Origin of the sequence: Blautia sp. AF26-2, from assembly GCF_003460955.1 — a bacterium.
In the GTDB taxonomy this organism is placed as follows: domain Bacteria; phylum Bacillota; class Clostridia; order Lachnospirales; family Lachnospiraceae; genus Fusicatenibacter; species Fusicatenibacter saccharivorans.
Map to the genome: position 1 here is coordinate 206,643 of NZ_QTWD01000002.1, position 14,742 is coordinate 221,384.

Below are 14,742 nucleotides of genomic sequence, written 5' to 3' on the forward strand. Positions count from 1 at the left end.
GTGGAACAGAAATGAAAAGGTGAACATAAATGGCAGAAAAAAGAGATTATTACGAGGTCCTCGGCGTAGACCGCGGAGCGGACGATGCAACATTAAAAAAAGCATACCGTAAACTGGCCAAGAAATACCATCCGGATATGAACCCGGGCGACAAAGAGGCCGAGGCAAAATTTAAAGAGGCGACAGAAGCCTATGGCGTGCTGAGTGATCCGGACAAACGGCGTCAGTACGATCAGTTTGGCCACGCTGCATTTGAAAACGGCGGTGGCGGCGCAGGAGCCGGCGGATTCGGCGGTTTCGACTTTGGCGGCGGAGATATGGGTGATATCTTCGGTGATATTTTCGGCGACCTGTTCGGTGGCGGCGGAAGCAGAAGAAGAGCAAACAATGGACCGATGAAGGGAGCAAACCTCCGCGCTGTTGTCCACATTACGTTTGAGGAAGCTGTTTTCGGATGCCAGAAAGAGCTCGAGATCAACCTGAAGGATACCTGTACAACGTGCCACGGAACCGGCGCAAAACCAGGAACTTCACCGGAGACATGCTCCAAATGTAACGGAACTGGTCAGATTACGTACACACAGCAGACCATGTTCGGTTCTGTGAGAAACGTGACGACCTGTCCGGATTGTAACGGAACCGGAAAGATCATTCGCGATAAATGTACCGCATGCCACGGCACGGGCTATACATCCAGCAGAAAACGCATTCAGGTCAACATTCCGGCTGGAATCGACGATGGACAGAGCATCCGGATCCGTGAAAAAGGTGAGCCGGGTGTAAACGGCGGACCGAGAGGAGATTTGCTTGTCGAGGTTCAGGTAACCCGTCATCCGATCTTCCAGAGACAGGATATGAACATCTTCTCTACCGCACCGATTACATTTGCGCAGGCAGCGCTCGGCGGTGATGTGAAGATCAGCACCGTTGACGGAGACGTTCTCTATACCGTAAAACCGGGAACTCAGACCGATACCAAGATCCGTCTGAAAGGAAAAGGCGTTCCATCTCTCCGGAACAGCAATGTACGCGGCGATCACTATGTAACACTTGTTGTTCAGACACCGACCAGGCTGAACGAAAAAGCAAAAGAAGCCCTTCGTGCCTTTGATGAAGCTTGCGGAAACCGTCAGGTGTCAGAAGCAAAAGCAGCCGATGGTGAGAATACCGCAGAACAGCCGAAGAAGAAAAAAGGGTTTATGGATAAGGTGAAGGAAGCGTTTGAGGATATTGATAAATAAAAAATCTATCTGTTTTTGTTCTCATTCGGACAAAATTTCTCACAGACTTGAGCATGTAGAATATGAAAAGTCTTTTCCAACACGCTCTAATATGAAAGAAATAGAAAATATGAGATAAATGAAAAGAAGAACCTGCAGGAGAAACAGGTTCTTCTTTTTTGACAAAATTTAAAAATACAGAATATTCAGAAAATTGCAAATATTGATCTAAATCAAGAGAATGATGAGATGTGAAAAACTGTTCATGATATAATTAACAAAATTGCATAGGAATAAAAAAGATTGATGTTATGTAATGTAAAATAAAAAGGCAGAAAGGAAATAGAGCGGTTGGAAAATGAAAATATAGAAAAACAGGAGTTCTTCAAAACTTATTTAGGTATCAAAAATAAAAATGTGCTGAGCAGTCTGGAACAAATGGCGTATGTCTGGAAGGTGAAAGATAAGGAAGTTATCATTCGAGAAGGGGAAGCGCTGCCATGCGTTCCTTTTCTGGTATCGGGCATTGTAAAAGGGTATTGTGAAAGCAAGGGAGATGGAAAAGAGCATGTTTCCTGCTTTGGTTATTTAAAAGGAGACATTGTTGTAGGAATTTCCAATTTATCCGTAAATGTGAAATCACTTTTGACGATAGAATCAATCAGTTCGTGTACCATGCTGTGCGTCCCGATACCAGAATTGTTGAAGTTGATTGAGCAATCGCCGGAAATGATGCGTTTATATAACCGTGCACTCAGCCTTGCATATAAAAAGCTAATTGAACATGAGGATATTGTTGCAAACCACAGGGCAAAGGAACGATATCAATATTTTGTTGATACCTATCGGGATCTGGTAGACGTTGTGAGTAAGAAAGATATCGCTTCCTATCTGCATTTATCGCCGGAGAGTCTGAGCCGTGTCCTGAAAAGCTATAAGGAAGAAAAATAGAAAAACGAATCGAAAAGTGATGCGCGCTGAGCGGAAAAATTTAATCAAATCAAGGAAATCCCTGTTTTCATTGAGGAAAGCAATAAGCAGTGAGGCGGGGAATTGCGTGAATCAGGAGGGGAAAGCCCCTTATAAGAGAGAAGACGGCAGATCTAAAAAAAGCAGATCATAAAGTACAAAAAAGAAATGGAAGGGGAAGAAAAATGGCATTTTTAGATGGAGTAAAAGGAAAAATTTCAAAAGCAGGATATTCAACTATGCAAAAAGCAAAGGATTTGTCGGAGATTACGAAACTGAATATGGCGGTTTCTGAATCGGAGACGAAAATCAATGAAATCTACAGTGAAATAGGATATAAAGTTTACTGTGCATATCGGGAAAATCCGCTGGAAGAAGTCAAAGAGGAAATTGGCCAGATCCGGGAGCTGGAAGAGGCTATGGAAGCATGCAAACTGCAGATCCAGGCAATCAATGCAATGAACAGCTGCCCGCGCTGCGGTGCAAAAATCAAACCGGAAATGATGTTCTGCAGCAACTGTGGAATGAAACTGCAGAGTGAAGAACAGGAAACGGTGGAAGAAGAACAGGAACGGCCGGCTTTTTGCAGTGAATGCGGAGCACCGCTGGAACCGGATATGAAATTCTGTACGGTTTGTGGACATAAAGTTGACGAGTAAAATCGAGAGCGTGTTTGAAAAAGCAAAGCACAGAAGAGAAGATCAAATCAGACAGCAAAAAGATAAATGATCCAAAATAGGGAGGTGGATTTTGGATCATTTATTGCAAAGAAAAAAGATTTGTGGATAAAAAGGGACAGGAGAGGAAAACAAGTATGAAAAAATGCCCGGTATGTGGAAAAGAGTGGTCAGATGCGACAAGATTTTGCGGAAGCTGTGGAGCAAAACTGGAGGATGGAAATATTGTAGTGCCAGATATAGTGCCGGATGATGGGAAAGAGGAGCAGAGGAAAAAAACAGAGCCGGTCAAACCGAGTGTGAAAAAAACGATAGAACCTGTCAGACCGAAAACGAGGGAAACAGCAGAAAATAAAAAGATAGCAGAAGAAAAAGAAGAAGAAAAAAACACAGCTGAACGTAAAAGAGCAGAATACAATAAATCGGACGCCGTGCTGCCGGTAAAACGCAGAAAAAAAGGATGGAAAATTGCGACAGCACTTGGCCTGACTGCAATAGTGGCAGTCGGAGCAGTAGTTTTCTGTGTGAAGTCCGGGGAAAACATGGAACACCCATTTGTAGAATTATATGGGGACAGTTATGAAATTCTCACGAAAGAAAAACTGGGACATACCATAACCATTACAGACAATGGGCTGGACTGGTGAGAAGAGATCCCTATTACCTATTGTGGAAAGCAGAGTAGCAGTGTCCTTACAGAGTAAGAGAGTGCAAAAAATCTGGAAAATTATATTAGGACTCTATTCAGAAGTAAAGATACGATGAGAGAAAAAGGAGTAGAGAATATATGAAAAAAGCAGGAAGCCGAATTTTGATCATTACTTTTGGAATTATGGCGGCTATAGCAATTTTATATCCATGGAAGTTTGTTCCGGAATATGGAATACTCCAGATGACGGAATCAGGGGAAAAAGCTGGAAAAACAGCGGAAAGCCAGGAGTCCGATGAGGAATATATGCAGGTGGCAGATCGTGCAGTCGAAGCATTATTTACAGGAGATACCGATACGCTTCTGAGCCTGTTGCCGGAGCGGTATTTTGGCCAATATGGGGAAACGTTACAGTGGATCATAGAAAATGCAGTGGAAGAGGAATTTCAGAAACTGCAAGATGAAGTTGGGGATATACAAATTACCCATTGGCCAGTCAGATCAGAAAAACAGTCCGAAGGCAACATGGAAAAAATAAAAAGTCATTATGGAGAAGAAGGAGATACGGTCACCGATGCAAGAAATGTGTTTGTGGAAGTGAGTGCATCTGGCATAGAACCGGAAGAAATGGAGATAGCGGTTGTTGAAATTGACGGAAAATGGTATCTCGACTTTGAGGGTTGGGACGATGGATCGGAAGAAAACTATGACGACGAAGACGAAGAAGAAGAAGATGATGATGATGATGATGATACATGGTCGGATGATGAAGACGATATAAGTTCAAATGCGGAGACGTCTCATACATTGGAAAATATGAAATTTTCTGATGCAAGAGAATTTCAGGATGGACTTGCCTTTGTAAGAATTCACGGAAAGGGGGAATCTTACAAAGGCTTTCTGGATAAAAAGGGAAAGTTAAAGTTTTATATACCTTTTGATGAAGATGCAATTGATGCAGATATTTATCGGTACGATGTGAATTTTAATAATGGTTATAACTGGTTCGTCTATGACAATATTTTTTATGTGATTGACACGGATGGAATGATAAAAAGCCAGTATGATGCAGACAAAGTGGCAGATTACGGCGGTGGTTATACCTGGCTGGAGGAGGAAGAAAATGTATCCTGGGATGATGCCGGGTTTTGGAAATATACACTGTATAGTCCGGAAGGGGGTGAAGTGTGTGATTATACAGTCAGCAATCAGGACCTGGAAAATCTGAGCTTTAAAAGATCCTACATGGGTGATGGAAAATTTCTGTATAAAAAAATGGACGGTACGAAAGAAGTCTGTGTTCTGGTTGAGCCGGAACTGGGAAAAGAAACAGAGTTAAACGTTTCGTTTGACAAAGCAGAAGAACATGGAATGCGGGACGGACTTATCATAGAAACGGGCGCAATGGACGATGGATATTGGGCAGGGGATGAAAATCCGTTTCATATTACAGTGATCGGGAATGGAGAAGAAAAAGAAATTGAAATCCCGAGTCAGTATCTTGGCCCGTTTGGCGGATATCCGACTCTGCTCGACTGGACAAAAAAATATGCACTTTTTACGGTAAGACAGGACGACCAGGACATTTATTTTTTGTGTGATCTGGAGACAGGCGATATCAAAAAATATACAGGAAAGTATGCGCCGTATTTTAAATATTATTCCACTACAACAAGCTGCATCGAGGATAATGTTCTTGCACTTTCCATGTATGGGGAAGATAATCAGTTTTATGTCTGCCTGATCAATGCGGATACCATGAAAGAAATTGCCGATCCGATTGCCGGAGAATCTTTTTCCATGGAAGATAAGACATTACTGATCGATCAGAAAGAATTGTATGATTTAAGCGGGAATCTGTTATATACCGTTGAGGATGGAAAAAAAGGAGAACTGGTCAGTGATGGAATCCTGCAGGTAACATACAGCGAGGAAGAAAAAGAGACTGTGGATGGTGAGTCGGAATATGTCGAGGTAGATAAGACAGATTATTACGATCTGAAAGGCAAAAAGTTATTTTCGGAAATGGATACAGCAGATAGCAAAATGGTGCTGGAACCATCCGAAGAAGTATAAAAATAGAGCAGAACAGGAGAATTTTCAGATGAAAACAAAAGCAAAATACGTCATTGTAATTCTGTTTTTATGTACGATACCACTATATTTCTGCAGAATGATCGGCTGGAAAGATGATGCCATCCGGCTTTACGATGTGATTCTCTATGGAATGGAAAGCCAGGAAGGAGACTCTTTTGTCGGAGGGATGATCTGGAAACTGATGCAGGAAAGTGTCTTTGAAAATATCAACGCATGGCTGATTGGAACAGCGGCAGTAACGCTTGTGGGATCAGTTCTGGTTACGCTGTTAAATGGAAAAAAGACATATGTTCTGGCAATTGTATTATCCATCGTGACAAACGGAGGTCTTGCGTGGTCAATGCAACGACTCAGCTGGGGATGGAAAAACAAGGTTGATTATAACGGCCAGATGACAGGAATGCCGCTTCGCATGGAATTTGTGTGGGTGTGGATAGCACTTCATGTTCTGATTCTTATATTTGCACTGTGGGGAATGGTTTCTAAAGAGAAAAGTGCTTCAAAGAAAAGTGTTTCAAGAAAAATTGAGCCGGAAAAAATCAAATCAAAAAAAACGGAATCGAAAAAAATCAAGCCGGAAGAAACCGTATCAAAGAACCCGGCAGCTTCGAAGATGCGGTCAGCGTGTCCCTCCTGCGGAAGAATTCCGAAAGAAGGAGAAAAGTTTTGTACGCGCTGCGGATCAAAACTGCAATAAGAGGAGCAGAAAATGAAAAAGGAAATCAAATGTCCCAGGTGCAGACGCAGGATTCAGAAAGAAGATGCCTATTGCCAGTACTGTGGCTGCCATGTGGCGGAAGAAAAAAAGAAGAAGAGAAAAAAGAAAATTCGAAGATTTCTGGTACTTGTCATTGTGATTGTGCTGTTTTTAGGTATCCTGCTTGCCATTGCAGTTGGATCACAGAAGAAGCAAATACAGGGATGGAAAGAAAGACAACTGGAAGAATGGAAACAAAAACAGGAAAAAGTGCAGGCAGATGAAGGTGACCAAAGCCAAAAACAGAACAAGAATCAGAATGGAGAACAGTCGCAGGATAGTCAGGATGTGAAAGAGCCAGGCACAATGAAAAAATGTGCCAATGGGGATACGGTTTATCAGCCGTCGGTAAGTACCGTTTCTTATGATGAAGATACCGGCCTGTTGTACTACGAAAATCTGCTGATTGTTTATCTGATAGAAAACAGCAGCCAGGAAGAGCGGGAAGCACTTGCAGCAAAGGTAGATGGAACGCTGGTTGGAAATATGAGCGGGAGCATGAACGTGATTGAAATCCTGGTGGAGGACACCGCGTATGCGGATCTGGAACAGAAGGCTGAAATTCTGATGGAAGAAGAAAATGTGCTCTACAGTTCGACGGAAATTCCGATGATGATGGAAAATACTGCAGATGAGAATCCATGGGAGGCAGGAGAACAGGATAAAAAGAATAATGACCATAATGAAAGCAAACCAGATGGAAATGACTGGTGGGCAGAGGCAATTGGAGCATTTTCTGCATGGGACTATGTTGATTCCCACGAGCAGGATCTTGCCAATGTGGCGGTCGGCATTATGGATGATGGAGTTGATGCGGAACACGAAGAATTTCAGAAAAACGGCGAAAGTAAAATTCACTGGCTGGAAGATTACAAAGAAAATCTGGCATTTGACCATGGCACACATGTGACGGGATTGATCGGTGCGGAAAATAATCAGGCCGGAATCCGTGGTGTGGCAGATCGGACGGATTTGTATTTTGTGAGCTGGTGGAAAGAAGATCTCTTCAGTACAGGAGAATATGTAAATGTAACAAAACAGATGATTGAAACGATGCTAAGTGAACATACGGCCTGCGTGGTGAATAATTCATGGGCAACTGTGATACAATCCAGAGAGCAGTATTTAAAAGATACGCTAATCGGGGAAAGACCGGTATGGGAAGAAAAAATAGCGGAGTTTCTCATAGAAAAAGGGAAGATTGATCAGAAATATGAGTTGTACGAAAGTTATCAAAAGGAATTAGAAACGAGCGCAAAATGCACTTCCAGTCAGATGATAGTGATGCTTTTTGAATTGCTTTTAAATCAACAGGAAAGATTTTTAATTGTCCAGAGTGCAGGCAATGGGTATGATAACGGTGGTGTGGGATTTGATGCTCAAAAGACAGGAGATTATTGCGGAATTAATAAGGAGGTTTATAACAGACTGGATGGAGAAACGCATAGATTAAGCAGAAGCGGATACTCCTATGAGAAAATTCGAAATCATATCCTGATTGTAGGTGCAGTGCAGGAAACAGAAAAGGGATATCAAATGACAGAATTTTCAAATTATGGTTCCAATATAGATATTGTTGCACCTGGATATGATGTTTACAGCACGATTACAGAAAAAGATGATTCCTATACCGAAGAAAATCCAGGCCATGAAAATCTTAGAACAGTGAAAAACGGGATTAAATATGGAAATCTGCCTGGAACATCCATGGCGGCCCCACTGGTTTCCGGTTCTGCGGCTGTTCTGTGGTCTGTGGCTCCGGAACTTTCGGCGGAGGAGGTAAAAGAGACACTGATCTCCACAGCCGGAACCGCAAGATCAACCTGTCAGGAGGACAAGCGGGAAGAGTATCCGATGCTGAATCTGAAAGCTGCTCTGGAAAAGGTGGCAAAAAAAGATGCAACACATGTAATACTGGAAACCTTTTATAATAACGGAGAAAAAACGCATGACCTGTTTGCTTCAGAAGAAAATCGGGATCAGGAGTATGCTGTGATTACCGGATTGGATCAGGATGAAAATGTAGTATGGACCATTGAGACAGAAAAATCTCCGGCAGCGGAGATAACAGCCAATACAGAAATTGGAATTTATGAAGACAGGTATTATTATGCGCATTGTGGAGTTATTTATGCCGTACGCCTCCGGGACGGAAAAGAAATCTGGCACAGTGCATCATCACATGGTTCCATGACAGGAACGGATTTCGGACCGGACGGAACACTTTATTACTGCTCTTTCTATGGACCGGATTTTGGCGCAATTGATAAAGACGGAAATGAATTGTATGAAGTAGAAAGTTTCTATCCGGGATACTATTGGGCATATAAAGTACATTACGAAGGTGATTATGTTGATGTGAAAATGGACGGTACACCGTCCGGAGAAGAAACGGTGATCCGTGTCAATCTTTCTGACTATTCTTATTCTGTGGTACAGGAGTAGAAAACATGATTCCAGGCATAAACCAAAGGATAGACTGAAACATGAGTCTAGGCATAAGCACGGGATAGGACAAAACATAAGATAAAGTATAATGGGATGCCGCAGTTCGGGAAAAAATCCGGATTGCGGCATTTTTTTGCTGTCATGCACACGAACAAAAGATCCAAGGGGAGCTTTTTAGTGAAAAAAGAGTGAATTTGCACACAGGAAGTCCGAAATTTGATATAATATGAGAAATTTGAGGGAGATAAAAATTTTTTAACCGAATCATCGCTAACTACAGATATCCATTCGATGAACAGGAAAGGGACAGGGGACTTTATTTATGAAATTTCGACCATGTATTGATATCCACAATGGAAAAGTAAAACAGATTGTTGGGGGATCCTTAAAAGATCAGGGAAACCAGGCAAATGAAAATTTTGTTTCGGAGCAGGATGCGTCTTACTATGCGCAGTTATATAAAGAAAAAGGGATCACCGGAGGTCATGTGATTCTTCTGAACAAAAAAGATTCCGAATATTATCCGGAAACAAAGCGGCAGGCGCTGCTGGCACTTTCTACGTATCCGGGCGGACTGCAGGTTGGCGGCGGTATCGACGCGGAAAATGCCTGCGAATTTCTGACGGCCGGTGCAAGCCATGTGATCGTGACATCGTATGTGTTCCGGGATGGCCATGTATTCTATGAAAATCTCGAAAAACTGGTAACGACTGTTGGAAAACAGCGGCTGACCATGGACTTAAGCTGCCGGAAACGAAACGGGAAATATTATATTGTAACGGACCGCTGGCAAAAGTTTACAGAGGAAGAAGTAACGGAACCGCTCCTGCATCATCTGACGGAATACTGTGATGAATTTCTGATCCACGCGGTAGATGTCGAAGGAAAAGCATCCGGTATCGAGACAGAACTGGTGGAATTACTTGCGAAAATGAAAGATTTCCCTGTTACATATGCCGGCGGCGTCGGAAACTTTGCGGATCTGGAACTGCTGAAAAAGGTTGGGAACGATCATGTGGATGTGACGATCGGAAGCGCACTGGATCTGTTTGGCGGAAACATGAAATTTGAAGACGTACTGGAAATGTGCAGAAGGTAAGGAAAAAGATAACAAGCAAAGAAAATAACATGACAGGATAAAGTGTGTTTGATTTCCTCATATAGATGCGAGAAAAAATGGACGGAAAGAAAGAATCACAAAAATTGCAGGAAAAAACTCTAAAATATTCATGAATTTTCTAAATACTATTGCAAATAAAGACAACTATTGCTATAATTAGAGTTACTTACAGGGGAAGTGAAAAACCTGTAAAATTTGAGAGCAAAGGGGTTGGGCATAATGAAAATTACCATCAGCGGAAAAAATATTGACGTGACAGAGGGATTAAAAGCCGCGGTCAATGAAAAACTTGGCAAACTGGAGAAATATTTTACGCCTGACACAAATGTCATTGTAACCTTAAGCGTAGAGAAAGAAAGACAGAAAATTGAGGTTACCATTCCGGTAAAAGGAAATATCATCCGTTCCGAGCAGGTAAGCAACGATATGTACGTATCCATCGATCTGGTAGAGGAAGTCATCGAACGCCAGCTTCGCAAATACAAAAACAAAATTGCCGACAAACAGCAGGAAGCAGGAAACTTCCAGAAAGAATATCTGGAGCATGACTATCTGGAGGACGAAGACATCCAGATCATCCGTACGAAAAAATTCGGCATGAAACCAATGTATCCGGAAGATGCCTGCGTACAGATGGAACTTCTTGGACACACCTTCTTTGTATTCCGCAATGCAGAGACCGACGAAGTAAACGTCGTTTACAAGAGAAAGAACAACACCTACGGTCTGATCGAGCCGGAGTGCTGAAAAGTAAATAAAGAATGAACAGTCACCCTGTTTCCAGCTTAGAAAAGCTGTGAAACAGGGTGATTTTTTCGCGGAAAGGGCCGGAAAGTCCGGGAAAAGCCGTAAAAACAGCGGGAAACCGGGGAACGGCACCAAATGTTTACGAAAAATTCATTGTTATCTTGTGCCAGAAGTGGTAGAATAGTACCATATGTTAATATGGCAATTAATAGAGAAAGCAGGAGCAAACATTCTATGAAATTCACAGAAAAACTTTTTGGTACGCACAGTGAGCGTGAGCTGAAACGAATCTATCCAATTGTAGACAAAATCGAAGCTCTCCGCCCGACCATGCAGGCGCTGACCGATGAAGAGCTGCGTGCCAAGACAAAGGAATATAAAGACCGCTACAACGGAGGCGAATCCCTGGATTCCATTCTCCCGGAAGCATTCGCAACCGTCCGCGAGGCAGCAAAACGTTCCCTCGGTATGGAACACCACCGCGTACAGCTGATCGGTGGTATTATCCTCCATCAGGGCCGTATCGCTGAGATGAAAACCGGTGAAGGAAAAACCCTCGTTTCCACCCTTCCGGCTTACCTGAATGCACTGACCGGACGCGGTGTCCACATTGTTACCGTCAACGATTACCTGGCAAACCGAGATGCTGAGTGGATGGGCAAAGTCCACAGATTCCTCGGTTTGACCGTCGGTGTCGTTCTGAACGATATGAAGAACGATGAGCGCCGCCAGCAGTATGCATGCGACATCACCTACATCACCAACAACGAACTTGGTTTCGATTACCTGCGTGACAACATGGTGATCTACAAGGAGCAGCTCGTACAGAGAGAGCTTGCTTACTGTATCATCGACGAGGTCGACTCCGTCCTGATCGACGAGGCAAGAACACCTCTGATTATTTCCGGACAGAGCAGCAAATCCACCAAGCTGTACGAGACCGCAGATATTCTGGCACACCAGATGCAGCGCGGCGAGGCAAGCGGCGAGATGACCAAGATGACCGCGATCATGGGCGAGGAGATCGAGGAGACCGGAGACTTCATCGTCAACGAGAAGGACAAATTCGTTACCCTGACCGATGACGGTGTGAAGAAAGTCGAGAACTTCTTCCATATCGAGAACCTCTCCGATCCGGAGAACCTGGAGATCCAGCACAACGTGATCCTGGCGCTGCGTGCCAATTATCTGATGCACCGCGACAAGGACTACGTAGTCAAAGACGACGAGGTTCTGATCGTCGATGAGTTCACCGGCCGTATCATGCCGGGCCGCCGTTATTCCGATGGTCTGCATCAGGCAATCGAGGCAAAAGAGCACGTTAAAGTAAGAAGAGAGAGCAAGACTCTGGCAACCATCACGTTCCAGAACTTCTTTAACAAATACGAGAAAAAAGCCGGCATGACCGGTACTGCCCTCACCGAGGAGCAGGAGTTCCGTGACATCTACGGCATGGACGTTATCGAGATCCCGACCAACCGCCCGGTCATCCGTGTGGATATGGACGATGCCGTATACATGACGAAAAAAGAGAAATTCCACGCAGTCGTAGAGGAAGTCAAAGAGGCACATGCCGTGAACCAGCCGGTTCTGGTTGGTACCATCACCATTGAGACTTCCGAGCTGATCAGCAAAATGCTGCGCCGCGAGGGAATTCCGCATCAGGTCTTAAATGCGAAGTTCCATGAGCTCGAGGCAGAAATCGTAGCCCATGCCGGCGAGGCAGGAGCCGTTACCATCGCGACCAACATGGCCGGCCGTGGTACCGATATCAAGCTGGATGATGTGGCAAAAGCTGCCGGCGGCTTAAAGATCATCGGCACCGAGCGTCATGAGTCCCGCCGTATCGACAATCAGCTCCGCGGTCGTTCCGGCCGTCAGGGAGACCCGGGTGAGTCCCGTTTCTACATTTCCCTGGAAGACGATCTGATGAGACTCTTCGGTTCCGAAAAACTGATGGGCATTTTCAAATCCCTCGGCGTACCGGAAAATGAGCAGATCGAGCACAAGATGCTTTCTTCCGCCATCGAAAAAGCGCAGAAGAAGATCGAGGGCAACAACTACGGAATCCGTAAAAACCTGCTCGACTATGACCAGGTCAACAACGAGCAGCGTGAGATCATCTACAAAGAGAGACGCCGCGTTCTGGACGGCGAGAGCATGAGAGACACCATCTTCAAGATGATTGCCGACACCATCGACAATACTGTGGATCTCTGCATCGGCGAGAACACCGAGCAGTCCGAGTGGGATCTGACCGAGTTAAATGAGATGCTGATCTCCATCATGCCGGTGAAGGCAGTGACAAAAGAGCGCGTAGAGAAGATTTCCAAAAACGAGCTGAAACAGCAGTTAAAAGAGGAAGCTGTTAAACTCTACGAGGAGAAAGAAGCAGAATTCCCGGAGGAGGAGCAGATTCGTGAGCTTGAGCGTGTCGTTCTTCTGAAGGTTATCGACCAGAAGTGGATGGATCATATCGATGATATGGATCAGCTCCGCGAGGGTATCGGCCTGCAGGCATACGGCCAGAGAGACCCGAAGGTTGAGTACAAGATGGCAGCTTACGACATGTTTAACGAAATGCTCGAGTCCATCCAGCAGGATACCGTCCGTCTCCTGTTCCATGTACGTGTTGAGCAGAAAGTAGAACGTGAGCAGGTAGCCAAAGTGACCGGAACCAACAAAGACGAGTCCGGCCCGAGAAAACCGGTACAGCGCGCAGAGCGTAAGATCTATCCAAACGATCCATGCCCGTGCGGAAGCGGCAAGAAGTACAAACAGTGCTGCGGAAGAAAACCGGTTTGATAAAAGCAGAACAGCAGTGAGACGGATGAGCACGATCCGTTTGACAAAGCACGCAGCTTCCCTACCAGAAGCTGCGTGTCATACAAAATATAAAACAGAAAGCAGGTGAAGCTTGTGGTAGTTGAATTAGACCAGTTCAAAATGGAACTTGGCACATACGATAAACCATTAGTGGAAGTGAGGGATTCACTTTGACCTCGCTAACAAAGAGCAGAGGATCGAAGAATTAGAGCGTAAAATGGAGGAACCCAATTTCTGGGACAACCCCGAAGAAGCGCAGGAGCAGATGAAACAGCTGAGCAGCATGAAAGAGGACAGAGATACGTATCAGAAACTGGTATCCGCCAAAGAAGATATGGAAACTCTGATCGAGATGGGACAGGAGGAGGATGACGATTCCGTTGTTCCGGAAATCGCGGAAATGATGGAAGAGTTCAAGGCATCCTTCGATGCCATCCGCATCAAAACCCTGCTGTCCGGCGAATTTGACAAGGACAATGCGATCATCAAACTGAACGCAGGTGCAGGCGGAACCGAGGCGTGCGACTGGTGCGGCATGCTGTACCGTATGTACACCAGATGGGCAGAACGCAAAGGCTTTACGATCGAGGAACTCGACTTTCTGGACGGTGATGAGGCCGGTGTGAAGTCCGTGACATTCCAGGTCAACGGCGAAAACGCTTACGGTTATCTGAAATCCGAAAAAGGAGTTCACCGTCTCGTCCGTATTTCTCCGTTCAACGCGGCAGGAAAACGCCAGACATCGTTCGTATCGTGCGATGTTATGCCGGATATCGACAAAGAGATCGATGTTGAGGTTCGTGATGAGGATATTCGTATCGATACGTACCGTTCCAGCGGTGCCGGCGGACAGCACATCAACAAGACGTCATCGGCGATCCGAATCACGCATATGCCGACCGGCATCGTGGTTACGTGCCAGAATGAGCGTTCCCAGTTCCAGAACAAGGACAAGGCAATGCAGATGCTGAAAGCAAAATTGTATATGCTGAAACTCCAGGAGCAGGCAGATAAGCTGAGCGACATCCGCGGCGAAGTAACCGAGATCGGCTGGGGCAACCAGATCCGTTCTTACGTTATGCAGCCATACACCATGGTCAAAGACCACCGTACCAACGCAGAGACCGGAAACGTCGATGCAGTCATGGACGGCGGAATTGATCTGTTTATCAACGCATATCTGAAGTGGATTGCCCTCGGAACCGGAGCGAAAGAGGAAGAAGCATAATTCG

At 44.8% G+C, this 14,742-nt stretch carries 11 protein-coding genes; all 11 read left to right on the top strand.

Features of this window, described 5'->3' with window-relative positions; translation table 11 throughout:
• The first annotated feature begins 29 nt into the window (after positions 1 to 29).
• The 11 genes from dnaJ to prfB all read left to right on the top strand — a co-directional run bounded on the left by dnaJ (position 30) and on the right by prfB (position 14,738).
• Entirely contained in the window at positions 30 to 1,241 is a 1,212-nt protein-coding gene (gene dnaJ, locus DWY63_RS03825) for a molecular chaperone DnaJ (protein ID WP_117801382.1), read from the top strand.
• A 330-nt stretch (positions 1,242 to 1,571) separates the two neighbouring features.
• Positions 1,572 to 2,171, top strand: a complete 600-nt coding sequence (locus DWY63_RS03830; RefSeq protein ID WP_117801383.1) for a Crp/Fnr family transcriptional regulator — start codon at positions 1,572 to 1,574, stop codon at positions 2,169 to 2,171.
• A 203-nt stretch (positions 2,172 to 2,374) separates the two neighbouring features.
• Complete coding sequence (locus DWY63_RS03835; protein WP_117801384.1) at positions 2,375 to 2,848, top strand: zinc ribbon domain-containing protein; 474 nt, start codon at positions 2,375 to 2,377, stop codon at positions 2,846 to 2,848.
• A gap of 155 nt (positions 2,849 to 3,003) precedes the next feature.
• Positions 3,004 to 3,513, top strand: coding sequence for a zinc-ribbon domain-containing protein (locus DWY63_RS03840; protein ID WP_117801385.1), 510 nt, complete (start codon positions 3,004 to 3,006; stop codon positions 3,511 to 3,513).
• Between the two features lie 140 nt (positions 3,514 to 3,653).
• Positions 3,654 to 5,591: a hypothetical protein gene (locus DWY63_RS18110; RefSeq protein WP_199607174.1), complete on the top strand. Its 1,938-nt coding sequence runs from the start codon at positions 3,654 to 3,656 to the stop codon at positions 5,589 to 5,591.
• Between the two features lie 28 nt (positions 5,592 to 5,619).
• Positions 5,620 to 6,309: a zinc ribbon domain-containing protein gene (locus tag DWY63_RS03850; RefSeq protein ID WP_117801386.1), complete on the top strand. Its 690-nt coding sequence runs from the start codon at positions 5,620 to 5,622 to the stop codon at positions 6,307 to 6,309.
• 12 nt (positions 6,310 to 6,321) lie between these two features.
• Positions 6,322 to 8,814, top strand: a complete 2,493-nt coding sequence (locus DWY63_RS03855) for a S8 family serine peptidase (protein ID WP_117801387.1) — start codon at positions 6,322 to 6,324, stop codon at positions 8,812 to 8,814.
• A 325-nt stretch (positions 8,815 to 9,139) separates the two neighbouring features.
• Positions 9,140 to 9,916 (top strand): phosphoribosylformimino-5-aminoimidazole carboxamide ribotide isomerase, encoded by a 777-nt coding sequence (gene hisA, locus DWY63_RS03860; protein ID WP_117801388.1) that lies wholly within the window; start codon positions 9,140 to 9,142, stop codon positions 9,914 to 9,916.
• 240 nt (positions 9,917 to 10,156) lie between these two features.
• Positions 10,157 to 10,684: a ribosome hibernation-promoting factor, HPF/YfiA family gene (gene hpf, locus DWY63_RS03865; RefSeq protein ID WP_055218411.1), complete on the top strand. Its 528-nt coding sequence runs from the start codon at positions 10,157 to 10,159 to the stop codon at positions 10,682 to 10,684.
• 234 nt (positions 10,685 to 10,918) lie between these two features.
• Positions 10,919 to 13,489 carry a preprotein translocase subunit SecA gene (gene secA, locus DWY63_RS03870; RefSeq protein WP_117801389.1) on the top strand — a complete coding sequence of 857 codons (2,571 nt, stop codon included), beginning with the start codon at positions 10,919 to 10,921 and terminating at the stop codon, positions 13,487 to 13,489.
• Positions 13,490 to 13,630: 141 nt separating this feature from the next.
• Positions 13,631 to 14,738, top strand: a protein-coding gene (gene prfB, locus DWY63_RS03875; RefSeq protein ID WP_117509617.1) for a peptide chain release factor 2 whose coding sequence is annotated in 2 segments (ribosomal slippage) — positions 13,631 to 13,681 and positions 13,683 to 14,738 — 1,107 coding nt in all. Because the reading frame shifts where the segments join, the coding sequence is not laid out codon by codon here.
• Positions 14,739 to 14,742: the final 4 nt, after the last annotated feature.

Excerpts from the sequence above, each read along its gene's own strand:
- secA (WP_117801389.1), top strand. The coding sequence starts at position 10,919 with ATGAAATTCACAGAAAAACTTTTTGGTACGCACAGTGAGCGTGAGCTG.
- DWY63_RS18110 (WP_199607174.1), top strand. The coding sequence starts at position 3,654 with ATGAAAAAAGCAGGAAGCCGAATTTTGATCATTACTTTTGGAATTATG.
- dnaJ (WP_117801382.1), top strand. The coding sequence starts at position 30 with ATGGCAGAAAAAAGAGATTATTACGAGGTCCTCGGCGTAGACCGCGGA.
- DWY63_RS03835 (WP_117801384.1), top strand. The coding sequence starts at position 2,375 with ATGGCATTTTTAGATGGAGTAAAAGGAAAAATTTCAAAAGCAGGATAT.
- DWY63_RS03840 (WP_117801385.1), top strand. The coding sequence starts at position 3,004 with ATGAAAAAATGCCCGGTATGTGGAAAAGAGTGGTCAGATGCGACAAGA.
- hisA (WP_117801388.1), top strand. The coding sequence starts at position 9,140 with ATGAAATTTCGACCATGTATTGATATCCACAATGGAAAAGTAAAACAG.
- DWY63_RS03855 (WP_117801387.1), top strand. The coding sequence starts at position 6,322 with ATGAAAAAGGAAATCAAATGTCCCAGGTGCAGACGCAGGATTCAGAAA.
- DWY63_RS03850 (WP_117801386.1), top strand. The coding sequence starts at position 5,620 with ATGAAAACAAAAGCAAAATACGTCATTGTAATTCTGTTTTTATGTACG.
- hpf (WP_055218411.1), top strand. The coding sequence starts at position 10,157 with ATGAAAATTACCATCAGCGGAAAAAATATTGACGTGACAGAGGGATTA.